The organism is Collimonas sp., assembly GCF_039923675.1.
Classification (GTDB): Bacteria; Pseudomonadota; Gammaproteobacteria; order Burkholderiales; family Burkholderiaceae_D; genus Collimonas.
In genome coordinates, this window is sequence record NZ_JBDTCG010000047.1 from 1 (window position 1) to 25066 (window position 25066).

Consider the following 25066-nt stretch of genomic DNA (forward strand, 5'->3'; position numbering starts at 1 on the left):
GCTGTTCGCCATTTAAAGTGGTACGTGAGCTGGGTTTAAAACGTCGTGAGACAGTTTGGTCCCTATCTGCCGTGGGCGTTGGAAATTTGAAGGGGGCTGCTCCTAGTACGAGAGGACCGGAGTGGACAGACCTCTGGTGTACCGGTTGTCACGCCAGTGGCATTGCCGGGTAGCTAAGTCTGGAAGAGATAACCGCTGAAAGCATCTAAGCGGGAAACTTGCCTTAAGATGAGATTTCCCAGAGCCTTGAGCTCTTTGAAGGGTCGTTCGAGACCAGGACGTTGATAGGTCAGGTGTGGAAGTGCAGTAATGCATTAAGCTAACTGATACTAATTGCCCGTACGGCTTGTCCCTATAACCTTGGCAGTTATAGAGAATGAGATTTACCGCGTTGCCGTTCGTTGATACGAAGCGAACTACCTACAAAATGTTGAGGACAGAGTTACGTCGCTGTGCGACTAGACTCTTTCCCGCAATTTGATACAAGCCTACTTCTTCCAGATTCAAGGTACTGCTGCCCGGCCGGGAGCAGAACCTGCACAAGTTATGCCTGATGACCATAGCAAGTCGGTCCCACCCCTTCCCATCCCGAACAGGACCGTGAAACGACTTTGCGCCGATGATAGTGCTGCAACCAGTGTGAAAGTAGGTCATCGTCAGGCTTTTATTAGAAAACCCTCCCTGCCCACGCAGGGAGGGTTTTTGCTTTGCGTGAAGAATTTATAAAACGCAGAACAATTACCTCAAAAGACAGCTCTCCAGCCGGAATTGACACTGCAAAACCCGCCTCTTCAATATAAAACTTCGTCGCAAACACTTCTTTACCTGCAAATTCCCGCACACACTTCCCTCAATTTCTACGATTTGCCAAAAAAATAAGCAAAAAAAAACCAGTCAGCTTGCGCGACTGGCCTTCTTGCTAATCTATCCTGCTTCGTTATCGCGATTAATTATCCGACTTAGAACGGATAAGCTACCCGCAACACGGCAAAATTGGCGCCACTGTTCGGCTTCTTGATGCCGCCATTGGAGAAATGCTGTAATTTGAGGCCGACATCAAGCCCGTTGCTGAATACGTAGCCGGTGCCGATATGGTCGCCAAACTCGAAAGCGGTGGAAAAGCGACGGCTGTTGTTGTCATACAGATGTGACATCAGATGCACGCCGATGCCGGCTTCCCCGTACAGGCCCTTTTTATCATTGGCCTGGAAACGGAACACTGGCGTGAAGCCGATATCGGTCAGATTTTTCTTCTGGCCGGGAATATTCTGATACTGGTTCTGACGAAATTCAGCCAGGCTCAAATCCCAATAACCGCCAAGCTGGGTGCTGCTGCCTTGCCACAATGGCGCATTCCAATCCCATTGAGCGGCAACCCGTGCCAGCTGGCTCTTGTTGCCGGTGCCGAGTTCGAACGATGCGGAATCAACCGCGAAGCTGCTTGCGTGAACGCCAGCCAATAAGGTAGCTACAGCGAGAATCTTGAGTCCGGTTTGTTTTTTTTGCATAAAAGACTTTCGAGCGTAAAAAATAAAAAGCGAATGGCAAACAAGCCCGCGCTTTATTCATGAGGAGGCTGCGTTAGCCGGCCGGCGCCGACAGGAGAAAATTGCTTTTCTTATCGGATTGCCGCAGCGTACAGGTACAGCCCTAAAGAATAGTCGAAAACAGGAATTGTTGCCGAACTACAGGCAATTTGTGTCGTAAAACGGTGATTCAGCGCTTTAAAATCAAGCAATATAAGCAGGCTCAGCCCTTCCAGGCACATCAACGCGAAGCGACAAGACACAACCAGACAAGGGATATTCTTCCAGCTCTGCCGGGCTGCGCTTCTCACGCACGCTGGTAATGTATAAGGTACGCAAATCAGGGCCGCCAAAAGCTATCATGGTCGGGCAGCGTACCGGCACGATCACTTCCTGCAGCACCTCGCCGGCCGGCGACAAGCGCAGTAAACGGCCGCCTTCGTACATGGCGCACCAGTAGGCATCTTCGCTATCCACTGCCGCGCCATCAGGGCGTCCGCCATAATCCGGCGCGCTTTTGTCCATGGCAAACTGCTTCAGTACATGGCCTGCGCCGATTTTGCCACTGACCAGGTCAAACTCATAGCTGGTGACCCTGTGTGCGGTGGTATCGCTGTGATACAAGGTGCGGCTGTCACCGCTGAAGCCGAGGCCGTTGGAGACCGTGACAGGATTTCCAGCTGCGCGAACCACGCCTTTTTCGATCGCATACAGCTGCGCGCCGGCATGGTCGCGGGGCTCGTAAATAGTGCCTGCCCAGAACCTGCCGGCAGCGTCGCAGCGGCCGTCGTTAAAGCGCGCGGTGCTCATGTCATATGGCGCGTCGGCGATATGAGTGACTGTACCGGTGTCCGTATCCAGGCGGGCGACGCCGCTGCGCATGGCGACCACCAGGCCGCCACCCGCCTGCAAGCCGATACAGCCAGGCTCGGCGTCCAGCTGCCACATGGCGTGTTTGCCGTCGGCGGGATGCAGGCGATGCACTTGCATGGCGGAGATGTCGACCCAGTAAAGTGCCGCTTCTGCTGCATGCCAAAGCGGGCATTCGCCCAATAACATGGGAACGTCGTACGCGGCTTCGATGTGGTTCATGAGTGTGGTGATATGAAGTGAAGGTGGAGCCGAAGGAGAGCAAAACGACGTGCGCCGGCTCACAGTTGAAACCGTTAAGCCGGCGTCGCCATATTGCATCGTGTCGCCGCCGCGCCCGTGCGAGCGCGCGCGACGCCGCAATCATTTTTTCTTTAAATACGTCTCTGCCAGATTAACCCAGTAACTGGCGCCAATCGGCAGCAAGTCATCATTGAAATCATAGCTGGCATTGTGCAGGTTGCACGGTCCGAGGCCATGACCGCTGTCCCGGTGTGCGCCTTCGCCATTGCCGATGAAGACATAGCAGCCAGGTTTGTTCTGCAGCATGAACGCAAAATCTTCCGCCCCCATGGTTGGCTCGACTTGCGGATTGACGTTGTTGCTGCCAACCATCGCCTGCAGCACTTCCACAGCAAATGCGGTCTCTTTGGCGTGATTCACCAGCGGCGGATAATTGCGATGGAAACGGAACTCCACTTCGGCGCCAAACGCCGCCGCAGTGTGCTGCGCCACTTCCCGCATGCGGGCTTCGATCGTATCCAGCACCGCTAACGAGAATGTCCGCACCGTGCCAATCAGCGTTGCTTCATCGGGGATCACATTGGTAGCGCTGCCGCTATGGATCTGCGTCACCGACAGCACCGCCGGGTCATTCGGATTGATATTGCGCGAGACAATAGTCTGCCAGCTCTGCGCAATCTGCACCGCAACCATCACCGGATCGATACTCTTGTGCGGCTGTGCAGCATGCGACCCTTTGCCCTTGACGATCACCTCGAACTCGTTGCTCGATGCCATCATCGGTCCCGGCGTAACGCCGAAACTGCCGGTCGCCATACCCGGCCAGTTATGCATGCCGAACACCGCCTCCACCGGACATTTCTCAAACAAGCCATCATCGATCATGCGTTGGGCGCCACCGCCGCCTTCTTCCGCCGGCTGGAAAATCAGGTAGACGGTGCCGTCGAAATTGCGGTGCTGCGCTAGATGGTGCGCCGCACCAAGCAGCATCGCCGTATGACCGTCATGCCCGCAAGCGTGCATCTTGCCCTGATGTTGGGAGGCATGTGAGAAAGTGTTCAACTCCTGTACCGGCAACGCGTCCATATCGGCGCGCAAGCCGATGGCGCGGTCGCTGCTGCCGTTCTTTATAATACCGACAACGCCGGTAACGCCCATGCCGCGCAGAATGGGAATCTGCCATTCGGTAAGCTTGCGCGCCACCACGTCGGAAGTGCGTTGTTCTTCATAGTTGAGCTCGGGATGGGCGTGTAAATCACGTCGGATGGCTTGCAGTTCGGCCTGGAAGGCGATGATAGGGTCGATCAAATTCATAATGCACTCCTGATATATGGCATGCCTCTTGCCTATAGAAAAAGGTTAAAGGCGTAGCGTCCAGAATGTGTATATTACGCCTACACGGTCCGTCGGTGTTCATTCACAGTAGAGCATTATGTGTCTGATGTCTTGGTTTGCCCGGATGTGGTCGCGCATCAGCATCGATGACGGCTACGCCATCCCGATTCATCGGCAACTGACCACATGGGCCACAAAAAAAGGTATCGTATATAACCCGCGTACCGACGAGCGCACCCACGCTTACGGTTTCTATCCGCAATAGAAGTGGCGCGTGCATCCGCTCAGCGCGTGTGGCGAGCGGATTTTTTATGGATGTAATTAGGATATTCGATGCTGGCTTTTATTATCCGCCGCGTACTGCAAAGCCTGGTCGTGCTACTGGTCATGTCGCTGCTGGTGTTTATCGGCGTGTACGCGATCGGCAACCCGGTCGACGTGCTGATCAGCCCAGATGCAGATCAGATCGAGCGCGCCAAGGTGATCATCGCCTTCGGTCTCGACAAGCCGCTCTGGCTGCAATATTTCATTTTCCTGAAGCATGCGGCGGGCGGCGACCTGGGACTTTCGTTTGCCTATTCAACGCCGGCCTTGAGCCTGATTTTCGAACGCATGCCGGCAACGCTGGAACTGTCCTCGGCGGCGATCCTGCTCTCCGTCGTGCTGGGGCTGCCGCTGGGCTTGCTGGCCGGCCTGCGTCCTAACGGCATCGTCGGCAAAACCATCATGGCGGTTTCCATACTCGGCTTTTCGCTGCCGACATTCTGGGTCGGGCTGATGCTGATCATGGTGTTTGCAGTGCAACTCGGCTGGCTGCCTACCAGCGGCCGCGGCGAGACGCAATTGCTGCTGGGTGTGCCGGTCAGTTTCCTCAGTTGGGACGGCTTGAAACATTTGCTGATGCCGGCGTTCAACCTGGCGCTATTCAACATCGCCCTGGTGATCAGGCTGACGCGCTCCGGCGCGCAAGAGGCGCTGATGCAGGACTATGTCAAATTCGCGCGCGCCAAGGGCTTGCGCAATAGCCGCATCATTGGCGTCCACGTCCTGAAAAATATCCTGATCCCGATCGTCACTGTGATTGCCTTGCAATTTGGTTCGATCATCGCCTTTTCCATCGTTACCGAAACCGTGTTCGCCTGGCCCGGCATGGGCAAGCTGATTATCGATTCGATCCGCGTACTGGACCGGCCGGTAATCGTCGCCTATCTGTTATTGATCGTCACCATTTTCATCCTGATCAACCTGGTGGTGGACATGTTGTACTCATTGCTCGATCCGCGCGTGCGCCTGGCAGAAAGCAAAGGCTGATATGCAGATCACCGAAACGCTGGCGGCAGTAGAAACACCATGGCAACGCTTCGTGCGCAATTATTTCAGCAGCAAGATCGCCACCGTCGGTTTCGTGCTACTGGCGCTGATCCTGCTGGCGGCGATCTTCGCGCCGATCTTGTCGCCGCAAAATCCCTACGACCTGGCCAAGCTGGATGTGATGGATTCACGCCTTGAGCCGGGCAAGACCTCGGTCGACGGCAGCATGACTTATCTGCTTGGCACCGATGACCAGGGCCGCGACATGCTGTCGGCGATTTTGTATGGCGTCCGTATCTCAGTGCTGGTCGGCGTCGTAAGTACAATCATTGCGTTATCGCTGGGCTTGACCTTGGGCCTGCTGGCCGGGTACGCCGGCGGCCGCACTGAGGTGTTCATCATGCGCGTGGCGGATATCCAGCTATCTTTCCCGCCCATCCTGATCGCGCTGATTCTGCTGGCGCTGACCGGCCGCGGCGTCGATAAGATCATCATTGCGCTGGTAACGGTGCAATGGGCCTATTACGCTCGCACCACGCGTAGCGCCGCGCTGGTAGAGCGCAAGAAAGAATATATCGAGGCCGCCACTGCGCTCGGATTGTCGCCGTTGCGCATCATGTTCCGGCATTTGCTGCCTAACTGTCTGCCGCCGCTGATCGTGATCGCCGCGCTGCAAGTGGCATCGGCGATCTCTCTGGAAGCGACGCTGTCCTTTCTCGGTCTCGGCCTGCCGATTACGGAACCATCGCTAGGCCTGCTGATCGCCAACGGCTTCCAGTATCTGCTCTCCGGAAAATACTGGATCAGCGTGTTTCCCGGCATCGCCTTGCTGTTGACCGTGGTCACGATCAACCTGGTGGCGGACCAGTTGCGCGACGTTCTCAATCCACGCTTGCAGACGCAATAGGACGGCTATGGATACGCAAGCGACATTGGTCGTCAATAACCTGCAGACTCAGTTTGCTACCCGTGCCGGCCTGGTCAAAGCGGTCGACCAGGTTTCGTTTTCAGTCAAGCGCGGTGAAATCATGGGGCTGGTGGGGGAATCCGGATCCGGTAAATCGATGACCGGCTATTCCATCATGGGCCTGATCGATCCGCCGGGAAAAATCGTCGCCGGTGAAATTCTGCTGCAAGGGAATAATTTGCGGGGCTTGCCGGCGGAAGCCATGCGCAAGATTCGCGGCAACCGCATCGCCATGATTTTTCAAGATCCGATGATGACGCTCAATCCCGTGCTGCGTATCGATACACAGATGATGGAAGCGGTACGCGCGCATCAGGATGTGAGCCGCATGGTGGCACATGAAATGTCGCGTGAAGCGCTGGTGCGGGTCGGGATTCCTGCGCCGGATGAACGGCTGCAAGCGTATCCACATCAGTTTTCCGGCGGCATGCGGCAACGGGTGGCGATCGCGATTGCCTTGCTCAACAAACCGGACCTGATCATTTGCGATGAGCCGACTACGGCATTGGACGTGACGATACAAGGACAGATCCTGTACGAAATGCAGAAACTGTGCCGGGAATCCGGTACGGCGCTGATCTGGATTACCCACGATCTGTCAGTGGTGGCCGGGCTGGCGGATACCGTATCGGTGATGTACGCCGGACGTATCGTCGAGAGCGGTACGGTGCAGCAAGTCCTGGAACATCCGCGTCATCCTTATACGCATGGTCTGATCGCATCGGCGCCATCACGTAATCCGCGCGGCCGGCCGCTGCAGCAGATTCCGGGCATGACGCCATCGCTATTGAATCTGCCGGATGGTTGCACCTTCCGCACGCGCTGCGCCCATGTCACGGCCGAGTGCCAACAGACACCGCCGTTGCGTGCGGTTGAACAGCGCAAGCTGCGTTGCTACCATCCGTTGCGAGACGATGTGGTTGGGGCAATGCAATGAAGCAGGATGTCGATAACGAAGCGGCGCCAACGCCGGCATCAGCGCCGCTGCTGGAGCTGCAGGCGGTCAGCAAGCGCTTTGTCAAAGGTCTGGATAGCGCAGCAAAAATCGCTAACCTGTTCGGCGCCGGCATGCAACAGGAAGTGGTGCATGCCGTGGATGAAGTCAGTCTGAGCATCGCCCGCGGCGAGGTAGTGGGCCTGGTCGGCGAATCCGGTTGCGGCAAGTCGACATTGGGGCGGATGGCGGTCGGTCTGCATAGCCTTAGTGCCGGTGCACGCTTATGGAAAGGGGAGTCGCTGGAACAGCTGGATGCATCTGAAAAGCGCAAGAAACAACTCGCGATCCAGATGATTTTCCAGGATCCCTATGCCTCGCTGAATCCACGCATGCGCGTGCAAGATATCGTCGGCGAAGCGCCACTGGTGCATGGCCTGGTGGCCGCTTCGCAACAGCGCGACTATGTTGAAAACCTGCTGCAGCGGGTCGGGCTGGACGGCAGCATGTTGCGCCGTTTTCCGCATCAGTTTTCCGGCGGCCAGCGCGCACGGGTCGGCATTGCACGCGCGCTGGCGGTCAAACCGGAATTCCTGGTCTGCGATGAAGCCGTCGCGGCGCTGGATGTTTCGATCCAGGCACAGGTGCTCAACTTGTTTATCAAGTTGCGCGACGAGCTCGACCTGACATACTTGTTCATCAGCCATGACCTTGGCGTGGTCCGGCATTTGTCGGACCGGGTGGTTATCATGTATCTTGGCCGTATTGTTGAATCGGCCGCGACCGATGCGATTTTTGCCCACGCCAATCATCCTTATACGCAGGCTTTGCTGGCGTCGGCGCCCAAGCTGGAAGTCAGGAGAACAGAATTTTTTGCGGTGAAGGGAGAAATCCCGTCGCCGCTGCATCCGCCCTCCGGCTGTCACTTTCATCCGCGCTGCCCGCATGCGATGCCGCGTTGTAAAGTTGAAAAGCCAGAGTTGAAAGAAATCAGCAGCAACCATTTTTCCGCCTGTCATTTGAACCATGGCTAGCGTAGAGGACAGCACCATGAACGCACCGCACACAACCCAGCTGATGCCTTCCGCCGACGTCATGGCAATGATAGAACGCTTGATCGCGTTCCAGACCGTATCGCGCGATTCCAACCTGGGATTGATCGAATGGACCCGCGATTACCTGGCCGGTTTCGGTGTCAAGTCGCGCCTGACCTATGACGCCACCGGCAAGAAAGCCAATCTGTTTGCCACCCTTGGTGAAGGCACCAAACCCGGCTTGATCTTGTCCGGTCATACCGACGTGGTGCCGGTCGAAGGGCAGGCCTGGGATACGGATCCGTTCAAGGCCACCATCAAGGATGGTTTGCTATACGGCCGTGGCTCGGCTGACATGAAGAGTTATATCGCCACCGCGCTGGCGCTGACGCCTCAATTTTTGGCGGCGAAGATGGATGCGCCGCTGCACTTTGCCTTGTCGTATGACGAAGAAGTCGGCTGCATCGGCGTGCAAGGACTGATCAAGGATTTGCAGGAACTGGGCTTGAAACCGGCGGCCTGCATAGTCGGCGAGCCGACCTCGATGCAACCGATCATTGCGCACAAGGGTACGCACCGTTTCCGCTGCTGCATCCGTGGTCGCGAAGCGCATTCCAGCTACACCACCATGGGCGTCAATTCGATCGAATACGCGGCCCGCATCATTGTCTATATCCGCCAGATGGCGGACCGCTTTGCCCAGCTGGAGACGCGCGACTACGGGTTCACCGTGCCCTACACCACCATGCAGACCGGTATCATCCATGGCGGCCTGGCGGCGAATATCGTGCCGAAGGATTGCAAATTCGAATTCGAAGCGCGCACCATGCCCGGCATCGACGTCGAACGCCTGTACCAGGAAATCCAGGCTTTCGCCGCCACCCTGCTGCCGGAAATGCAAAGGGTAGAGCCGAACGCCGCCATCGACTTTGAATGGATGGCTTCCGCGCCCGGCCTCAACATGCAGGAGGGCGATGCGGTGGTCCAGCTGGCGAAGGCGCTGGCGCGCAACAAGACGCATGGCGCGGTTTCCTACGGCACCGAAGCCGGCCTGTTCCAGCGCGCCGGGATTCCCACCGTGGTTTGCGGTCCGGGCAGCATCGAGCAGGCACACCGGCCGAACGAGTTCGTGGCGCTGGAGCAGGTAGCGCAGTGCGAAGCGTTCATGCTGCGTCTGATGGATCCGGAAATGCAGTTGCAAGGCGTTAAATAGAAAAAGCGCAGAGAAAAACCGCAGTGGTCGTGTAAACGCCATCCTGCATGGCCGGATTTTGCTAAAGTAGTGGTTTGAAGCGCTCTGGTTCCGATGACATTATGACTACTACCATCGTTCGTGCCGCCTGCCCGCATGATTGCCCCGATACCTGCGCACTGCTGGTGACTGTCACCGACGGCGTCGCCACCGAAGTTCGCGGTGATCCCGGCCATCCGACCACGGCCGGCGTCCTGTGCACCAAGGTCTCGCGCTACACCGAGCGCACTTATCACAAGGACCGCCTGCTGCATCCGCTCAAGCGGATCGGCAAAAAGGGCGAAGGCAAGTTCGTCCAGATCAGCTGGGATGAGGCGATCGGCACGATAGCCGGACGGCTGGGCCAGATCGCCGCACGCAATCCGCAAGCCATCCTGCCCTACAGCTATGCCGGCACCATGGGCCTGGTGCAGGGTGAATCGATGTCGATGCGCTTTTTCAACCGCATCGGCGCTTCGCTGCTGGACCGCACCATTTGTGCATCGGCTGGCAGCACCGGCTACAAATACACGATAGGCGCCAAGATCGGCATGGACCTGGAACAGGTTCAGAACGCCAAGCTGATCCTGATCTGGGGCGGCAATCCGATCGCATCGAACCTGCATTTCTGGATGCGCGCACAAGAAGCCAAACGCAACGGCGCCAGGCTGATCGCCATCGACCCCTACCGCTCCCTCACCGCCGACAAATGCCATCAGCACATTGCGCTGCTGCCGGGAACCGATTCGGCGCTGGCGCTGGGCATGATGCATGTGCTGATTGCGGAAGATTTGCTGGACCACGATTACATCGCTCGCCATACGCTCGGTTTTGAGCAGCTCAAGCAACAGGTGCTGGAATGGTCGCCGCAAAAGACCGCGGAAGTGTGCGGCATCAGCGCCGATGAAGTCATCGATCTGGCGCGCGCCTACGGCGGCGCCGCGTTGTGCGGCGAGGCTGTGGCGATCCGGATCAACTACGGTTTGCAGCGAGTGCACGGCGGCGGCATGGCGGTGCGCAATATCACTTGCCTGCCGGCGTTGGTCGGCGCTTGGCGCCACGCCGCCGGCGGCGCTCAGCTATCGGCATCGGACAGTTTTCCAAAGAACAACCAGTTTTTGCAACGTCCCGATTTTTTGATCAAGCAAGGCATGGCGCCACGCACCATCAACATGAGCACCATCGGTGACGACTTGCTGCGCCAGGCTTCGCCTGAGTTCGGTCCGAAGATTGAAGCCGTGATCGTATATAACTCGAATCCGGTCGCCGTCGCACCGGAATCCGGGGCCGTCATGCAAGGCTTTGCGCGCGAGGATCTGTTCACCGTGGTGCTGGAGCATTTTCAGACCGATACCGTCGACTACGCCGACATCGTGCTGCCTGCCACTACGCAGCTGGAGCACGTCGATGCCCATTCGGCCTACGGCCATTTGTACATGCTGGCCAATAACGCAGCGATTGCGCCGCTCGGCGAAGCCAAACCGAATACTGAAATTTTCCGTTTGCTGGCGGCGCGCATGGGCTTCGATGACGCTTGTTTCCTTGAGAGCGACGACGACATTGCAGCGCAAGCGTTCGACCGCAAACATGTGCGCGCCGTCCATTTCGACTGGGATACGCTAAAGAAAAACGGCTGGCAAAAATTGAACGCACCGGACGCGCCGTTTGCCGAAGGCGGTTTTCCGACGCCATCCGGCAAATGCGAGTTCTACAGCGCGCAGATGCTGAAGGACGGATTGGATCCTTTGCCGACCTATATCGCGCCCTACGAATCGCGCGCCAGCAATCCTGAACTGGCGAAGAAATACCCGCTAGGGATGATTTCGCCGCCCGCGCGCAATTTCCTTAATTCCAGCTTCGTCAACGTCAAAAGTTTGCGCGATACCGAAGGCGAGCCGCATCTCGACATGCATCCATTCGACGCCGGACAGCGCAGCCTGGCCAGCGGCGACACAGTGCGTATCTATAATGACCGAGGCAGTTTCAACGCCAGGCTCCGGGTGACCGACAAGGCCAGGATCGGCTTGGTGGTGGGCTTGTCGATCTGGTGGAAAAAAATAGCCAGCGACGGAAAGAACGCCAACGAGGTGACCAGCCAGCGCCTGACCGACATGGGACGCGCGCCGACTTTCTACGATGTGCTGGTGGAAGTGGAAAAAGCCGACGTCAGCGTCACCGCTGGAATTAGCGCCGAGGCATGAGCACGCGCCGGCTGCTTCCGCTGCTTGCGCTGGTGCTGATCGCCGGCTGCGCCCAGCTGGCATATTACGGGCAAGCGGCCAACGGCCAGTTTTCGCTGCTGGACCGGGCCCATCCGATCGATGACTGGCTGGCGGATCCGCATGTCGACGCCGGCCTCAAGGCCAAGCTCAAGCGCACCAAGCAGATGCGTCGTTTTGCGGTCAGCGAACTGGGCCTGCCGGATAATCGCAGCTATACGGAATACGCCGATCTGCAGCGTCCTTTCGCGTTATGGAATGTGGTGGCGGCGCCGGCGTTGTCGCTGGAACCCAAGCAATGGTGTTTTCCGGTAGCGGGCTGCGTCAATTATCGTGGCTATTTCAGCCAAGGCGCAGCGCAGAAATTTGCCGCCGACATGCGGCAACAGGGCTATGACGTCCAGGTCAGTGGCGTGCCGGCCTATTCGACGCTCGGCTGGTTTAACGACCCGCTGCTGTCGACCTTTATCAAATATCCCGACGGCGAACTGGCTCGGCTGATTTTCCATGAGCTGGCGCATCAGACTGTGTATGCCAAGGACGATACCCAATTCAATGAATCGTTCGCCACTACTGTGGAACAGGCCGGCGTCGAGCGCTGGCTGCAAGCGGTCGGCGATCAAAAAATGCGCGACACCTACGTCCGGTTTGAAGGACGCAAGGAAGATTTTCTGGCGCTATTGCTGAAGTACCGCGAACAGCTGGCCGGCAACTATGACAGCGATCTTGGCGATGCGCAAAAGCTGCAGCAGAAGGCGGAAATTTTCGTCGCCCTGCAAGCAGACTATCAACGGCTCAAGGCCGGCTGGGGTGGCTACGCCGGTTATGACCGCTGGTTTGCCGAGCCGCTGTCGAACGCCCACCTGGCGCTGGTGGCGACCTATTACGATCTGGTGCCGGGCTTCAAGGCTCTGCTGGCGCAACAGCAGAGCCTGCCCAAGTTCTATATCGCCGTCGCCAAGCTGGCCGCGCTCAGCAAAGAAGAAAGACACCGGCAGTTGGCCGAGCTGGCGAAAGCGCCGCCGGGATAAGGCCGCAGGCGGGGGAGTCAGCCAAGCGGTATATCTCATCGGATAGTGCGTATTGTGTCGGGCGATTGGTTACAATGACAATATGACCTTCAATACCGACCTGCATCGCAGCACGTTGAAATTGCCCGGCCGCCTGGCGCGCGACGGTGGCGCCGCGCTTGAAATGAGCGTGCTTGACGCTGGTCCGGAATATGGCCGCAGACCGAGAAACCAGCAGCCGACCATGGTTTTCATCCACGGCTTTGGCGGCCGCGCCGCCTATTGGGAATATCAGCTGGAACAATTCCAGGCCGACTACCGGGTAATCGCGCTCGACCTGCGCGGCCACGGCTACACCGATGCGCCGACCGAGGCTGACGGCGCCCGCTATGACGTGCCGGAACTGGTGGCCGATATCGCCGCCGCACTCGATCAGCTGGACCTGCCGCCAACCTTCATCTTGGTCTGCCATTCCTTCGGCGGTGCGCTGTCTGCCTATTTTCTCAAGCAATTTCCTGAGCGCGTGTCGGCGCTGATCATGATCGCCTCGGCGGCGCGTTTCCGTCTGCGCTGGGCCGGCCGGACCCTGTTGCGCATGCCGCCGCCGATTTTCGGCGTAGTGCGCAAACTGATGCCGTATTTCGGCATCACCGCCGCCCGTATTTATCCGCCGCCGCATGTGGTCTACCTGCAAAACAAGAATGCCTTGCTGCCATGGGATGGCAGCGATTATTTGCGCGCCGTCAAGGCGCCGGCGCTGGTGATCCTGGGCCACCGCGACATCCTGTTCGATGAAGCCGCCTACAAGGAAGTGGCCAGCCTGATTCCAGGCGCCGAGGAAGTGGTGGTGCCGGTTTCCGCGCATCAGGTGATGGTGGAGCGGCCGGACGCGGTCAACCGCGCGATCGAACGCTTCCTGCAGATGCAATTCGATCCGGCCGAGCAAGCTGAGCGCCGCATCCGGCAAAAGGCCGAGCGGCGCGCCGCCCGCAAGCAACTGGAGAGCGAACGGCCGTGGCTGAAATTCTATGACGCCCGTACGCCTTACCGCATCAAGCCGCCGACTGTGGCGCTGCCGCGTTTGCTGGAGGCCACCGCCCGCCGCTTTGGCAAAACCACCGCGCTCTCTTACCGCGGCGGCAAGATCGATTGGCGCGAACTGGACCGGCAAGCCAACCGCTTTGCGCATGGCTTGATCGAGATGCGGGTCAAGCCGGGTGAGCGGATCATGCTGGCTTTGCCGAACATTCCGTCTTTGGTGATTGCCTATTTCGGCATCCTGAAAGCCGGCGCGGTGGCGGTGCTGAGCGATGCGGCGACGCCCGATGAAATCTTGCTGACGCGGATTGCGGACGCCACGGCGGTGATGCTGATAACGACCACCAACCGTTATGACGAATTGCGCGATGTGCTGCAAAGTGATCGCCGCGCAGCCGGCTTGCGACGCGTGATATTCGCGTCGATGATCGATTACATGGGCTGGCGTGAAAAGCTCAAGTTCGCAGTTTTGCATCATGTCCAGGAAGGGCACTGGCTGCCATGGTTCCGGCAGGACCAGCAGCATCGCAAGCAAGAGCGGCGCTATCTCAAATTCAAGCAGGTTTTGGGGCGCGGCATGATCTATCCGGTAGAACTGGCGCAAGACGTCAACGACATCGCCGTGGTGGTCTATACCTATGGCGCCACCGGGACGCCGCTGCCGGTGGCGCTCTCGCATCGCAACCTTGCGGCGAACGCCTTGCAGTTGCGACACTGGCTGCCGGAATCGCGGCCGGGCGACGAGCGCTTCCTGGCGCAGCAACCTTTGTCCAGCGTTTACGGGCTTACCGGCTTGCTGCACCTTGGCGTCTATCTGGGCGCAACCCTGATCCTGTTACCCGGCGCCGAGCTGGAGCCCTTGCTGAAGACTGTGAAGAAAATGCGGCCGACCTATTTCCCGACCACGCCGCGCATGGTGCGCGAGTTGGCGCATACGCCGGGTGTAAGGCGCTATGGATTGGCGTCGATACGCGTATGCGCGGTCAGCGGTTCGCCGCTGGCGCAGGAAATCCGCGAAGAGTTTGAGAAGCTGACGCGCGGCCGCCTGGTGGAAGCCTATGGCCTGGCCGAAGCGTCGCCTGCGGTGCTGGCCATGCCGTTGTCGGCGCGCCGTAATCCGGGTGTGGTGGGCGTGCCGCTGCCGGATACGGAAGTGAAAGTGGTCGATCTCGATAATGCCGAGCCCTTGCCGGTCGATACCTTGGGCGAGTTATGGGTACGCGGCCCGCAGCTGTTCTCCGGCTATGATCAGGGTCATGCCGACGCCGGTTCCAGCCTCGGCGCCACCGCCCTGAATCTGGTTGCTAAAAAAATAAGCAAAGAGCGCCTGCACGATGGCTGGTTCGCCACCGGTGACGTCGCCAGCATCGATGAAGACGGTTTTGTTTCTATTATCGATCGCAAGAGTAATATGTTGGTACGGGGCGGCCAGCGAGTATTCCCGCGGCAGATCGAAGAAGTCTTGTTCGAGCATCCGGCGGTTGCCGTGGCGCACGTGAAATGGAGTCCGGAGGAGGAGGGCGTTAAGCATCTGCGGGCAGAGGTTTTGTTGCACCACAACATGAAGCTTAGTGTCGACGATTTGCTCAAATATGCATCAAAACGCTTGCATGCCGACGCTTTGCCCGATAGCATCGCGATAGAACAAAAAAATACAACCGTGCTTTTTTAGCGGACGGAAGACAGAGGTCCCGGCAGCACTCCCCCTATCGGCATGTTTACTTTATATTCAAGTAAAACAAGCCAAAAACAATGCATTTATAACAAGCAGAGACTAAAGGCAGAATATGGATAAATTTTGGCTCAAATCGTATCCTGAAGGCGTAGCCACCGAGATCGACTACACGCAGTACCAGTCGCTGGTGCAATTGCTGGAAGAGTCGTTCCAGAAATATGCGGTGCGCAATGCCTATGCCTGCATGGGTAAATATCTGACCTACGCCGAAGTCGACCAGCTGTCGCGCAAAGTCGGCGCCTGGTTGCAAGCCAAGGGCCTGCAAAAGGGCGCGCGGGTCGCCATCATGATGCCTAACGTGCTGCAATATCCGGTGGCGATCGCCGCCATTTTGCGGGCCGGCTATACCGTGGTGAACGTCAATCCGCTGTATACGCCGCGTGAACTCGAACACCAGCTGAACGACTCCGGCGCGGAAGCCATCTTCATCCTGGAAAATTTCGCCACGACTTTGCAGCAAGTGGTGGCGCGCACCAAGCTCAAGCATGTCGTGGTTGCCAGCATGGGTGACCTGATGGGCCTCAAAGGCTTGGTGGTCAATCTGGTGGTGCGGCATGTCAAGAAAATGGTGCCAAGCTTTTCCCTGCCTGGCTCGACCCCGTTCAACAGCGCAGTCTCGCAAGGTGCTTCGATGCAGTTGCAGGCTGTTACGCTGGGTCCAGACGATGTCGCTTTCCTGCAATATACCGGCGGTACGACCGGCGTCTCCAAGGGGGCGACTCTGACGCATCGCAACGTGGTGGCCAACGTATTGCAGGCCGAAGCCTGGTTGTCGCCAGGTCTGGCCAAAGGACCGAAGGTCGAGCAACTGGCGTTCGTTTGCGCTCTGCCGCTGTATCACATCTTTGCGCTGACGGTCTGCGGTCTGCTCGGCATGCGCGAGGGCGCATTGAACCTGCTGATCCCGAATCCGCGCGATATCGCCGGGCTGATCAAGGAAATGTCGAAGTACCAGATCAATACTTTCCCGGCCGTGAATACCTTGTACAACGCGCTGCTGCATCACCCTGACTTCGCCAAGCTGGATTTCTCCGGCTACCGTGTGTGCGTCGGTGGCGGCATGGCGGTGCAAAAAACGGTTGCCGATAAATGGAAGGAAGTCACCGGCTGCCCGATCATAGAAGGTTACGGCTTGTCCGAAACTTCGCCTATCGCCAGCGCCAATCCTTGCAACATCACGGAATACAGCGGCACCATCGGCTTGCCGCTGCCATCCACTGAAATTGCGATCCTGGACGATGACGGCAATCCGGTGCCACTGGGACAACCAGGCGAAATCGCGATCCGCGGCCCGCAAGTGATGCGCGGCTACTGGAACCGTGACGATGAAACCGCCAAGGTCATGACGGCAGACGGCTTCTTCAAGTCCGGCGATATCGGCGTCATGGATGAGCGTGGCTACACCAAGATTGTCGACCGCAAGAAAGACATGATCCTGGTCTCCGGTTTCAATGTCTATCCGAACGAAGTCGAAGGCGTGGTGGTGCAGCATCCCGGCGTTCTGGAATGCGCCTGTGTCGGCGTGCCGGATGAGCATGCCGGCGAAGTCGTGAAGATTTTCGTGGTGCGCAAGGATCCGTCGCTGACTGCTGAACAACTGATGGCTTATTGCCGCGAACAGCTGACCGGCTACAAGCGGCCGAAGTACATCGAGTTCCGCACCGATCTGCCGAAGACCAATGTCGGCAAGATCTTGCGCCGTGAATTGCGCGATGAAAAGCCTGCGGAGCAAAAGCAGGCAGCTTGAAATTTAAAGTCTGAAAACAGCAGCATCTTGCCGGATGCCGCGGTTGTGAAGTGAGCACCCCGGATATGCCACAAGCGTATCCGGGGTTTGTTTTTTTTGCGACGCTTACACTGCTTCAGGCAGTGATGCGTTCCACTTCCCCTACCAGCAGGATGTACGACAGCGCACCTGCCAGCGCCATCACCGCGACATAAGTAATGGCCGGTGCGAAGCTGCTGCCGCTGATCAGGAAGCCGATCACCAGCGGCGTGGTGATGGCGGCCAGGTTACCGATGAAATTGAACACGCCGCCGGTCAGTCCCAGCATCTTGGCAGGCGCCAGCGACGACACCAGCGACCACGAGATCGAGGCGAAGCCGTTGCCGAAGAAAGCGACAGCCATGAAGACGATGATCCAGGCCGTCGAATCGGTATAGTTGGCGCCGATGATGCAGGTGGAAATCAGTAGGCCGCCGATGATCGGCACTTTGCGCGCCATGCCGAGCGAAGCACCCTTGCGGATCAGCCAGTCGGAAAACATGCCGGAGCTCAGCACGCCGAGGAACGCCGCGAGGAAGGGCAATGATGCCAGGAAACCGGATTTGATGAAGTCCATGCCGCGATATTTGACCAGGTAGGTCGGGAACCAGGTCAGGAAAAACCATAGCGTCGAATTGACTGCGTACTGTCCCAGATAGATACCCCACAATTTGCGCCGGCTTAGCACCAGTCGGAGGTCGGCCATGCTGAAGCCCGGCTTTTGCATGCTGGAGCTCTGGGCGATATCGACCAGGCCGCCGCCGGCGCGTATCAGTTCGATTTCCGCTGAGTTTGCGCCTTTGAACTGGCGCGGCTCACGATATATCCAGTACCAGATCGCGGCCCAGGCGACGCCGGTCAGGCCGGTGCTGACGAATACCATATGCCAGCCGTAGCGCTGCTGCAGCCATGCCAGCAGCGGCGTCAGGAACGCCAGGCCGACGAACTGGCCTGACGTGTAGAAGCCGATGGCGGTAGCTCGTTCGCGTTCCGGGAACCAGGTGGTGACGACGCGGTTATTGATCGGGTAGGCCGGCGCTTCCAATGCGCCAACCAGCAAGCGCAATGCGAACAAACCGACGAAGCTGCCGATGAAACCAAGACAGACGGTAGCCAGCGACCACAAGGCCAGCGCCAGCGCATAAAGCACGCGAGGAGCTACCCGGTCTACCAGCCAGCCGCCGGGGATCTGCATGGCGGCATAGGTCCAGCCGAAGGCGGAAAAAATCCAGCCGGCGCGGACCGGATCGATCGCCAGATCGCGCATCAGTTCAGGGGCCGCGATCGACAGGTTGCTGCGGTCCAGGTAATTGATCACGACTGTGATAAACAACAGCAGCATGATCAGGAAGCGCTTGCGGCTTGGCGCCTGCGTCGATGCTGCCGAGCTTGTTGATTGCGGGGATGGCCGTTCTGTTTCAAGCACCTGCTCTTGCATATGAATCTCCTGGCCGGCTACTGCCGGCCGTGTTTTGCAATGCGAGGGCTATAGCTGCCCCTTGTGAAACGGTTGATCCGCGCATTACTCCCTGCCATGCTTGCTTATTTCAAGCCTTACCACTCCGCAAAACTGCCGTCCTTGTGACGCCAGATCGGATTTCGCCAGCGATGGCCGATGGCGGCCCGTTCCTTGACATACTCTTCGTTGATTTCGATGCCCAGCCCCGGCCCCTGCGGAATCGTGACGTAGCCTTTATCGTAGGCGAACACTTCCGGCTGCTTCACATAGTCGAGCAGGTCGTTGCTTTCGTTATAGTGGATGCCCAGGCTTTGCTCCTGGATGAACGCGTTATACGACACCGCATCGACTTGCAGACAGGCGGCCAGCGCGATCGGACCGAGCGGGCAATGCAGCGCCACGGCGACGTCGTAGGCCTCGGCCATGGTGGCGATCTTGCGCGTCTCGGTAATGCCGCCGGCGTGCGAGACGTCCGGCTGGATGATATCGACATAGCCTTCGCTCAGGATGCGCTTGAAATCCCAGCGCGAATACAGCCGCTCACCCAACGCAATCGGCGTGCTGGTCAGCGGCGCCAGTTCCTTCAGCGCTTCGTAGTTTTCGCTGAGCACCGGTTCTTCGATGAACATCAGTTTGTACGGTTCCAGTTCCTTGATCAGGATCTTCGCCATCGGCTTGTGCACCCGGCCGTGGAAATCGACGCCGATGCCGATATGCGGACCGACCGCTTCGCGCACCGCGGCGACGTTGGCCAAGGTCGCTTCGACTTTTTCATAGGAGTCGACAAACTGCAATTCCTCGGTGCCGTTCATCTTCACCGCGGTGAAGCCGCGCGCCACGGCATCCTTGGCGGCTGCCGCGGTATCGGCGGGACGGTCGCCGCCGATCCAGGAATAGACGCGGATGCTGTCGCGCACCGGACCGCCCAGCAACTGGCTGACGGAGACGCCGAGCGCCTTGCCCTTGATATCCCACAAAGCCTGGTCGATGCCGGCCAGTGCGCTCATGTGGATGGCGCCGCCGCGATAAAAGCCGCCGCGGTAGAGCACCGTCCAATGGTCTTCGATATGGCGTGGATCCTTGCCGATCAGGTAGTCGGATAATTCTTCCACCGCGGCCACCACGCTGTGCACGCGGCCTTCCACCACCGGCTCGCCCCATCCGACCACGCCTTCATCGGTTTCTATCTTCAGAAAGCACCAACGCGGCGGGACGATGTAAGTGGTGAGTTTGGTGATTTTCATTAAACTGGTCTCCTGGTTACAAGCGACGGGTCGGCCCGCGCCTGGTCAACTATTTGCTGTGTTGTTCTTGTGCCGTACACCATGCCGCGACGAACTTGTTGGCATGCTGGCCTACTTGCTCCGCGCTCAGGCCCGGCTTGTACAAGGCCGATCCCAAGCCGAAGCCGGAAGCGCCGGCATCGATGAATGTTGCGAGGTTTTCCGGCGTGATGCCGCCTACCGGCAGCAAGGCTATTTCATGCGGGACGACCGCGCGCCATGCTTTCACAACATGTGCACCCAACTGCTCGGCCGGGAACATTTTCAAGACGTCGGCGCCGGCAGCGAGCGCGGCAAACGCTTCAGTGACCGTGGCGACGCCGGGCGCGCAAGCCAGGCCGGCCTGTTTGGCCGCAGCGATCACCAGCGGATCGCTATGCGGCATGACGATGATTTCGCCGCCGGCGCGTTTGACCGCAGCCACCTGGTCCGTGGTCAAGACGGTGCCGGCACCCACCACGCAGTCTGCAGGCAGGGTAGTGCGCAAGGTGCGAATGCTGTCGTAAGGTTCGGGCGAGTTGAGCGGCACTTCGATAATCCTGAAGCCGGCTTCATACAGTTTGAGGCCGATCGCCGCCACTTCGTGCGGCTTGACGCCGCGCAGGATGGCGATCAATCCGCATTGTTTCATTGCTTTTTTTAGCATGATGGTTTCTCGTCGACTCAAGAGCCTGGTTCAAATTGACGCGTCATTCAGCAAGCCGGCGCTGAGCGCCAGTTGCCAGAGTCCGCGTTCGGTGGCTTGCTGCACCACCTCGATGTTGTCGAAACCGTAGGCGCGCAACACTTGCGCATAGCGCTCGCACAAGCCGGTTTCGCCGACCAGCATGACTTTGCCCGGCAAGCGCTCCTGGGCTTGCAGCATGTGTTGCAAGGCGGCGATTTCGTGGCCGATCAGCAGGCCGGACAGGTATTCGCGCTGGCCTGCGCCGTCCAGCACGCCGGTCAAGCCCAGCGTGCGGGTGCTGAATATGGTCGACAATACACCCGTCTGGCCGGCCGGGGTTTGTGCAACTTGCAGGCCGCGTTCGAAGCCGCGCCTGGCTGTTTCGCTATTGCCGTCATCGGCGGCCATCATGCTGCGTCCCAGAATAGTGTGGCCGCACAGCGCGGCGTAGACCTCGCCGGTCATGAACGTGTCGAAACGGGTGACTTCGCTGCCGGCTTTCGCATCATGGATTTGCACCCATTTGGAATGGGTGCCGGGCAAGCCGATCAGAATGTCTTGTGCGGCGTCGTTACTGCGCGGGTACCCGTGCCGCCGGTGCAGGGCCAGCATCCCGACCACCTGGGTTTCTTCGCCGCGCATGACATTCGGCAGTTGCGAATGTTGAATCAGGCCGGGCACGATATGGATCAGCTGGCCATGCCGGTTGCGCAAGCAGGTCAAGTTGCCGCCGATCTGGTCGACCGCGATCGGCACCTCCAGGTAGGGCGCTTCATTCCAGCCCTGGCGGCTGCCGACCATGCCGGCCGCAATCACCGGCGTCTCCGGCGCGGCGCGCAGCCAGTCGCCGCATGCCTGTTCGAAAGCCGCTTCGAAACCGGCATTTGCTTCGGTTCCAGCTTCCGGCAGCTGCATCACACCCCAAGGCAGCGCACGCAACTCCAGCCGCTCGCCACCGGCGCCTAGCCGATATGCGCGCAACGACGAGGTGCCCCAATCGAGGGCGATCAAGCGCGTTTGATGCGGTGCTGGGTTCATTTTGTTTTACGCATCCAGGGATTATTCGGTTCGCTACCGACGGTTTTCAGATAAAAATTTCATCGGTCAAGTGCTGCGTACTTTATTCCGGCGTCGATTGCTTGTCAATATATGATATACTATCCCAATATATGGGATTAAAAGATAGTTAAAAGGTTGAATGATGCGCAAATCGCCGGACTCGGCCGAACCGATAAAAAATGCAGCTGAACACAGCGTGGCGATGCCGACCGGCACCCAGACCCTGACTCGCGGCTTGGCGGTGTTGCAGGCTGTGGCAGGCGGCGCTCGTGACTTGAAAGATATCTCGCTATTGCTGGGCACGACGCGCAGCACCACCCACCGGCTGGCGAATTGCCTGGTGCAAGAGCGCTATCTGCGTTTTACATCCGGCATCGGTTATGTGCTGGGGTCGAAACTGATTGAACTGGGTTTCCAGGCGCGTGAAGAAGTCTCGCTGAGCGTCGTGGCGCGGCCTTATCTGGAACAGTTGGCGGAACAGTCTGGCGACACGATCCATCTGGCTTTGCAGGACAGCGACGATGTACTTTACCTGGACAAGATCCCCGGCAAGAAGGGCTTGGAAATGCGTTCGCGCGTGGGACATCGGATGCCCATCGCCACCACCGGCGTCGGCAAGGCCCTGATGCTGGGCATGAGCGAGGATGAGTGGAAAAATCTATACCAGAAGCGCAGCTCTGCCACCAGCGTCGATACTTCCCGCTTGCTGCCGAAGCGCAGCTGGGCCGAGTTTCGCGAGCAGATGCGTGACTATGCGAAGGGCGGCTACGCCTTCGATCTGGAAGACAATGAACCGTCGATTCGTTGTGTGGCGGCGCCGATCTACGACGCCAGCCACGCCATCGTCGCCGCCATCAGCGTCTCCAGCACGCTGCCTTACATGCCACTTGAGCGGATGCAGTCGCTGATTGCGGTGGTGCAGGCCGCAGCCGCGGGCATCTCCGGCGAACTGGGTGCAAACCAGGAAATGGCTAGAAAATAATCAGAGTCTGATCAAGGTGTAAGCGGCGGCAACTGGCGCGGCTTGCGTTGAGCGTCGGTGGCGACATAAGTCAGCGTCGCTTCAGTCACCTTGACGATTTCCGTCTGCAGCCGGTTACGCTCAGCATAGACTTCGACATTCACCGTGATCGAGGTATTGCCGACCTTGACGATATCGGCGTAAAAAGACAGCAGGTCGCCGACGAATACCGGCTGCTTGAACAAGAAGGAATTCACCGCAATGGTGGCGACGCGGCCGTTGGCACGGCGCGTTGCCGGCAGCGAGCCGGCAATGTCGACCTGCGCCATGATCCAGCCGCCGAAGACGTCGCCATGGACATTGGCGTCGGCCGGCATCGGCATCACGCGCAGTTGCGGCATGGTGCCAATTGGTAATTGATTGTCGGTTTGATCAGTCATCTTTTATTTCCCCTGAGAGCTACAATGGTTTGTTGTTGCCGTTAGCTTAAACTATTCTTTAAGATTGTCACCTTATGCGCCACCATTCTGCCCCACAGCCGGACGCCGCTGCCTCCGTTGCCAACGGCGCCCAGCCCAAGCGCAGCGACTGGGCCACGCTCAAGACCCTGCTGCCCTATCTCTGGACCTATAAATGGCGGGTCTCGCTGGCGCTATTGTTCATGCTGGGCGCCAAGCTGGCCAATGTCGGCGTGCCGCTGGTCCTGAAGAAACTGGTCGACAGCATGACCATCACCGTCAGCCATCCGCAGGCGATGCTGGTGCTGCCGCTGGGGATACTGGTGGCCTACGGCGCGCTGCGGCTAAGTACGACCTTGTTCACCGAACTGCGCGAATTCGTCTTTGCCCGTGTCACCCAGCGCGCGGTACGCACCATCGCCTTGCAGGTTTTCCGCCACCTGCATGCGCTGTCGCTGCGCTTCCATCTGAATCGCCAGACCGGCGGCATGACGCGCGATATCGAACGCGGCACGCGCGGCATTTCCTCGCTGGTGTCGTATGCGCTGTTCAGCATCTTGCCGACCCTGATCGAAATCTCGCTGGTGCTGGGTTACCTGGTGCTGCATTACGATATCTGGTTCGCCGGCATCACCGTGGTGGCGCTGGTCAGTTATATCGGCTTTACGGTCACGGTGACCGAGTGGCGCACGCATTTCCGGCGCACCATGAACACGCTGGATTCGAGCGCCAATACCAAGGCCATCGATTCATTGATCAACTACGAAACCGTCAAGTATTTCGGTAATGAAGAATACGAAGCGCGGCGTTACGACGATGGCTTGATGCGTTATGAAACCGCGGCGGTCAAATCGCAGACTTCCTTGTCGCTGCTGAACACGGGACAATCGCTGATCATCGCCATTGCCGTCACCTTGATTTTGTGGCGCGCGACACAAGGCGTCATCGACGGAAAAATGACCCTGGGCGACCTGGTGCTGGTCAATTCCTTCATGATCCAGCTGTACATTCCGCTGAATTTCCTGGGCGTGATTTATCGTGAAATCAAGCAGAGCCTGGCCGACATGGAAAGGCTGTTCCATCTGCTCGACGAGAACCGCGAAATCGCGGACGCTGAAGAGGCGCGGCCGTTGCTGACCGGTGGCGCGCAAGTGCGTTTCTCGCACGTTGATTTCAGTTACGAAAGCAAACGCCAGATTCTGTTCGACGTCGATTTCACGATCGCGGCCGGCACCACCACCGCCGTGGTCGGCCATAGCGGTTCCGGCAAGTCGACCTTGTCGCGTCTGCTGTTCCGCTTCTACGATATCAACGGCGGCCGCATCACCATCGATGGCCAGGATTTGCGCGACGTCACGCAAGCCTCGCTGCGCCAGGCGATCGGCATCGTGCCGCAGGATACGGTGCTGTTCAATGACAGCATCGAGTACAACATCGCCTACGGCAAGCCGGGTGCGAGCAAGGAAGAAATCATTGCTGTGGCCAAGGCCGCGCACATCCACGATTTCATCGAGTCGCTGCCGGACGGCTATGGCTCGATGGTCGGCGAGCGGGGCTTGAAATTATCCGGCGGTGAAAAGCAGCGGGTCGCCATCGCCCGTACCTTGCTGAAGAATCCGGCCGTACTGATATTCGATGAAGCCACATCGGCATTGGATTCGAAATCGGAACAGGCAATCCAGGCGCAGTTGAAGGAGATTGCCAAGGACCGGACCACGCTGGTGATTGCCCACCGCTTGTCGACGATCGCCGACGCCGCGCAGATCCTGGTGCTGGATCATGGTCGCATCATCGAACGCGGCACCCATGCGCAACTGCTGGCTGAGGATGGCGCGTACGCGCAAATGTGGCTGCGCCAACAGGCGCATCCGGAGGAAGCGGGGCACGCATCGTCACCAACACCGGATGCCGATGGTTATACCGAGAACGTGATTCGCATGGTGTAGTCGCACAACGCTTGC

20 protein-coding genes and 2 rRNA genes are annotated in these 25066 nt (G+C 58.6%); 14 read left to right on the plus strand and 8 right to left on the minus strand.

Annotated elements, in window-relative coordinates:
• Together ABI171_RS09085 and rrf are read left to right on the plus strand one after the other, a co-directional pair.
• Positions 1 to 354: ribosomal RNA gene (locus ABI171_RS09085) — 23S ribosomal RNA — on the plus strand; the annotation flags it as partial.
• Between the two features lie 195 nt (positions 355 to 549).
• Positions 550 to 662 (plus strand): 5S ribosomal RNA (rrf, locus tag ABI171_RS09090).
• A 297-nt stretch (positions 663 to 959) separates the two neighbouring features.
• On the opposite strand, the gene ABI171_RS09095 is transcribed toward rrf, so the two are convergent.
• From ABI171_RS09095 to ABI171_RS09105, 3 genes are all read right to left on the minus strand, one after another.
• Positions 960 to 1508 carry an acyloxyacyl hydrolase gene (locus tag ABI171_RS09095; protein WP_348092250.1) on the minus strand — a complete coding sequence of 183 codons (549 nt, stop codon included), beginning with the start codon at positions 1506 to 1508 and terminating at the stop codon, positions 960 to 962.
• 222 nt (positions 1509 to 1730) lie between these two features.
• Positions 1731 to 2618, minus strand: coding sequence for an SMP-30/gluconolactonase/LRE family protein (locus ABI171_RS09100; protein ID WP_348092251.1), 888 nt, complete (start codon positions 2616 to 2618; stop codon positions 1731 to 1733).
• 141 nt (positions 2619 to 2759) lie between these two features.
• Positions 2760 to 3953: a M20 aminoacylase family protein gene (locus ABI171_RS09105; RefSeq protein WP_348092252.1), complete on the minus strand. Its 1194-nt coding sequence runs from the start codon at positions 3951 to 3953 to the stop codon at positions 2760 to 2762.
• Between the two features lie 118 nt (positions 3954 to 4071).
• Here ABI171_RS09105 and ABI171_RS09110 point away from each other — a divergent pair, with 118 nt between their 5' ends.
• The 10 genes from ABI171_RS09110 to ABI171_RS09155 all read left to right on the plus strand — a co-directional run bounded on the left by ABI171_RS09110 (position 4072) and on the right by ABI171_RS09155 (position 17200).
• Positions 4072 to 4239, plus strand: a complete 168-nt coding sequence (locus ABI171_RS09110; RefSeq protein WP_348092296.1) for a hypothetical protein — start codon at positions 4072 to 4074, stop codon at positions 4237 to 4239.
• A 68-nt stretch (positions 4240 to 4307) separates the two neighbouring features.
• Complete coding sequence (locus ABI171_RS09115; protein WP_348092253.1) at positions 4308 to 5285, plus strand: ABC transporter permease; 978 nt, start codon at positions 4308 to 4310, stop codon at positions 5283 to 5285.
• A gap of 1 nt (position 5286) precedes the next feature.
• Positions 5287 to 6192, plus strand: a complete 906-nt coding sequence (locus ABI171_RS09120) for an ABC transporter permease (protein ID WP_348092254.1) — start codon at positions 5287 to 5289, stop codon at positions 6190 to 6192.
• 7 nt (positions 6193 to 6199) lie between these two features.
• A complete protein-coding gene (locus tag ABI171_RS09125; RefSeq protein WP_348092255.1) occupies positions 6200 to 7189 on the plus strand; it encodes an ABC transporter ATP-binding protein in 990 nt (329 codons plus the stop codon).
• The gene (locus ABI171_RS09130) at positions 7186 to 8220 is read left to right on the plus strand and encodes an ABC transporter ATP-binding protein (protein ID WP_348092256.1); all 1035 of its coding nucleotides are present in this window, start codon (positions 7186 to 7188) and stop codon (positions 8218 to 8220) included. Before ABI171_RS09125 ends, ABI171_RS09130 begins: the two co-directional genes overlap by 4 nt.
• 16 nt (positions 8221 to 8236) lie before the next feature.
• Positions 8237 to 9433, plus strand: a complete 1197-nt coding sequence (gene argE / locus ABI171_RS09135) for an acetylornithine deacetylase (RefSeq protein WP_348092257.1) — start codon at positions 8237 to 8239, stop codon at positions 9431 to 9433.
• 101 nt (positions 9434 to 9534) lie between these two features.
• Positions 9535 to 11652 (plus strand): molybdopterin oxidoreductase family protein, encoded by a 2118-nt coding sequence (locus ABI171_RS09140; RefSeq protein ID WP_348092258.1) that lies wholly within the window; start codon positions 9535 to 9537, stop codon positions 11650 to 11652.
• The gene (locus ABI171_RS09145; RefSeq protein ID WP_348092259.1) at positions 11649 to 12701 is read left to right on the plus strand and encodes an aminopeptidase; all 1053 of its coding nucleotides are present in this window, start codon (positions 11649 to 11651) and stop codon (positions 12699 to 12701) included. The genes ABI171_RS09140 and ABI171_RS09145 overlap by 4 nt, the downstream gene beginning before the upstream one ends.
• A gap of 82 nt (positions 12702 to 12783) precedes the next feature.
• Complete coding sequence (locus tag ABI171_RS09150) at positions 12784 to 15390, plus strand: alpha/beta fold hydrolase (protein WP_348092260.1); 2607 nt, start codon at positions 12784 to 12786, stop codon at positions 15388 to 15390.
• Between the two features lie 115 nt (positions 15391 to 15505).
• The gene (locus ABI171_RS09155) at positions 15506 to 17200 is read left to right on the plus strand and encodes a long-chain fatty acid--CoA ligase (RefSeq protein WP_348092261.1); all 1695 of its coding nucleotides are present in this window, start codon (positions 15506 to 15508) and stop codon (positions 17198 to 17200) included.
• Positions 17201 to 17315: 115 nt separating this feature from the next.
• Here the strand turns inward: ABI171_RS09155 and ABI171_RS09160 are convergent, their stop codons facing one another.
• The 4 genes from ABI171_RS09160 to ABI171_RS09175 all read right to left on the minus strand — a co-directional run bounded on the left by ABI171_RS09160 (position 17316) and on the right by ABI171_RS09175 (position 21665).
• On the minus strand, positions 17316 to 18656 hold the full coding sequence (locus ABI171_RS09160) for an MFS transporter (RefSeq protein WP_348092262.1): 1341 nt from the start codon (positions 18654 to 18656) through the stop codon (positions 17316 to 17318).
• A 116-nt stretch (positions 18657 to 18772) separates the two neighbouring features.
• Positions 18773 to 19921 (minus strand): galactonate dehydratase, encoded by a 1149-nt coding sequence (gene dgoD / locus ABI171_RS09165; protein WP_348092263.1) that lies wholly within the window; start codon positions 19919 to 19921, stop codon positions 18773 to 18775.
• 49 nt (positions 19922 to 19970) lie between these two features.
• Entirely contained in the window at positions 19971 to 20606 is a 636-nt protein-coding gene (locus tag ABI171_RS09170; protein ID WP_348092264.1) for a 2-dehydro-3-deoxy-6-phosphogalactonate aldolase, read from the minus strand.
• Between the two features lie 30 nt (positions 20607 to 20636).
• A complete protein-coding gene (locus tag ABI171_RS09175; protein WP_348092265.1) occupies positions 20637 to 21665 on the minus strand; it encodes a 2-dehydro-3-deoxygalactonokinase in 1029 nt (342 codons plus the stop codon).
• Positions 21666 to 21888: 223 nt separating this feature from the next.
• Here ABI171_RS09175 and ABI171_RS09180 point away from each other — a divergent pair, with 223 nt between their 5' ends.
• Positions 21889 to 22668, plus strand: coding sequence for an IclR family transcriptional regulator (locus tag ABI171_RS09180; RefSeq protein WP_348092295.1), 780 nt, complete (start codon positions 21889 to 21891; stop codon positions 22666 to 22668).
• Positions 22669 to 22679: 11 nt separating this feature from the next.
• Here the strand turns inward: ABI171_RS09180 and ABI171_RS09185 are convergent, their stop codons facing one another.
• The gene (locus ABI171_RS09185) at positions 22680 to 23087 is read right to left on the minus strand and encodes an acyl-CoA thioesterase (RefSeq protein WP_348092266.1); all 408 of its coding nucleotides are present in this window, start codon (positions 23085 to 23087) and stop codon (positions 22680 to 22682) included.
• Between the two features lie 74 nt (positions 23088 to 23161).
• Between ABI171_RS09185 and ABI171_RS09190 the strand changes: the two genes are divergently transcribed.
• The gene (locus tag ABI171_RS09190; RefSeq protein ID WP_348092267.1) at positions 23162 to 25051 is read left to right on the plus strand and encodes an ABC transporter ATP-binding protein/permease; all 1890 of its coding nucleotides are present in this window, start codon (positions 23162 to 23164) and stop codon (positions 25049 to 25051) included.
• Positions 25052 to 25066 lie beyond the last annotated feature (15 nt).

Excerpts from the sequence above, each read along its gene's own strand:
- ABI171_RS09110 (WP_348092296.1), top strand. The coding sequence starts at position 4,072 with ATGTGTCTGATGTCTTGGTTTGCCCGGATGTGGTCGCGCATCAGCATC.
- ABI171_RS09170 (WP_348092264.1), bottom strand. The coding sequence starts at position 20,606 with ATGCTAAAAAAAGCAATGAAACAATGCGGATTGATCGCCATCCTGCGC.
- ABI171_RS09115 (WP_348092253.1), top strand. The coding sequence starts at position 4,308 with ATGCTGGCTTTTATTATCCGCCGCGTACTGCAAAGCCTGGTCGTGCTA.
- ABI171_RS09160 (WP_348092262.1), bottom strand. The coding sequence starts at position 18,656 with ATGCAAGAGCAGGTGCTTGAAACAGAACGGCCATCCCCGCAATCAACA.
- ABI171_RS09105 (WP_348092252.1), bottom strand. The coding sequence starts at position 3,953 with ATGAATTTGATCGACCCTATCATCGCCTTCCAGGCCGAACTGCAAGCC.
- ABI171_RS09155 (WP_348092261.1), top strand. The coding sequence starts at position 15,506 with ATGGATAAATTTTGGCTCAAATCGTATCCTGAAGGCGTAGCCACCGAG.
- ABI171_RS09130 (WP_348092256.1), top strand. The coding sequence starts at position 7,186 with ATGAAGCAGGATGTCGATAACGAAGCGGCGCCAACGCCGGCATCAGCG.
- ABI171_RS09180 (WP_348092295.1), top strand. The coding sequence starts at position 21,889 with ATGCCGACCGGCACCCAGACCCTGACTCGCGGCTTGGCGGTGTTGCAG.
- ABI171_RS09190 (WP_348092267.1), top strand. The coding sequence starts at position 23,162 with ATGCGCCACCATTCTGCCCCACAGCCGGACGCCGCTGCCTCCGTTGCC.
- ABI171_RS09175 (WP_348092265.1), bottom strand. The coding sequence starts at position 21,665 with ATGAACCCAGCACCGCATCAAACGCGCTTGATCGCCCTCGATTGGGGC.
- ABI171_RS09100 (WP_348092251.1), bottom strand. The coding sequence starts at position 2,618 with ATGAACCACATCGAAGCCGCGTACGACGTTCCCATGTTATTGGGCGAA.
- argE (WP_348092257.1), top strand. The coding sequence starts at position 8,237 with ATGAACGCACCGCACACAACCCAGCTGATGCCTTCCGCCGACGTCATG.
- ABI171_RS09120 (WP_348092254.1), top strand. The coding sequence starts at position 5,287 with ATGCAGATCACCGAAACGCTGGCGGCAGTAGAAACACCATGGCAACGC.
- ABI171_RS09140 (WP_348092258.1), top strand. The coding sequence starts at position 9,535 with ATGACTACTACCATCGTTCGTGCCGCCTGCCCGCATGATTGCCCCGAT.
- ABI171_RS09095 (WP_348092250.1), bottom strand. The coding sequence starts at position 1,508 with ATGCAAAAAAAACAAACCGGACTCAAGATTCTCGCTGTAGCTACCTTA.
- ABI171_RS09125 (WP_348092255.1), top strand. The coding sequence starts at position 6,200 with ATGGATACGCAAGCGACATTGGTCGTCAATAACCTGCAGACTCAGTTT.
- ABI171_RS09145 (WP_348092259.1), top strand. The coding sequence starts at position 11,649 with ATGAGCACGCGCCGGCTGCTTCCGCTGCTTGCGCTGGTGCTGATCGCC.
- ABI171_RS09150 (WP_348092260.1), top strand. The coding sequence starts at position 12,784 with ATGACCTTCAATACCGACCTGCATCGCAGCACGTTGAAATTGCCCGGC.
- dgoD (WP_348092263.1), bottom strand. The coding sequence starts at position 19,921 with ATGAAAATCACCAAACTCACCACTTACATCGTCCCGCCGCGTTGGTGC.
- ABI171_RS09185 (WP_348092266.1), bottom strand. The coding sequence starts at position 23,087 with ATGACTGATCAAACCGACAATCAATTACCAATTGGCACCATGCCGCAA.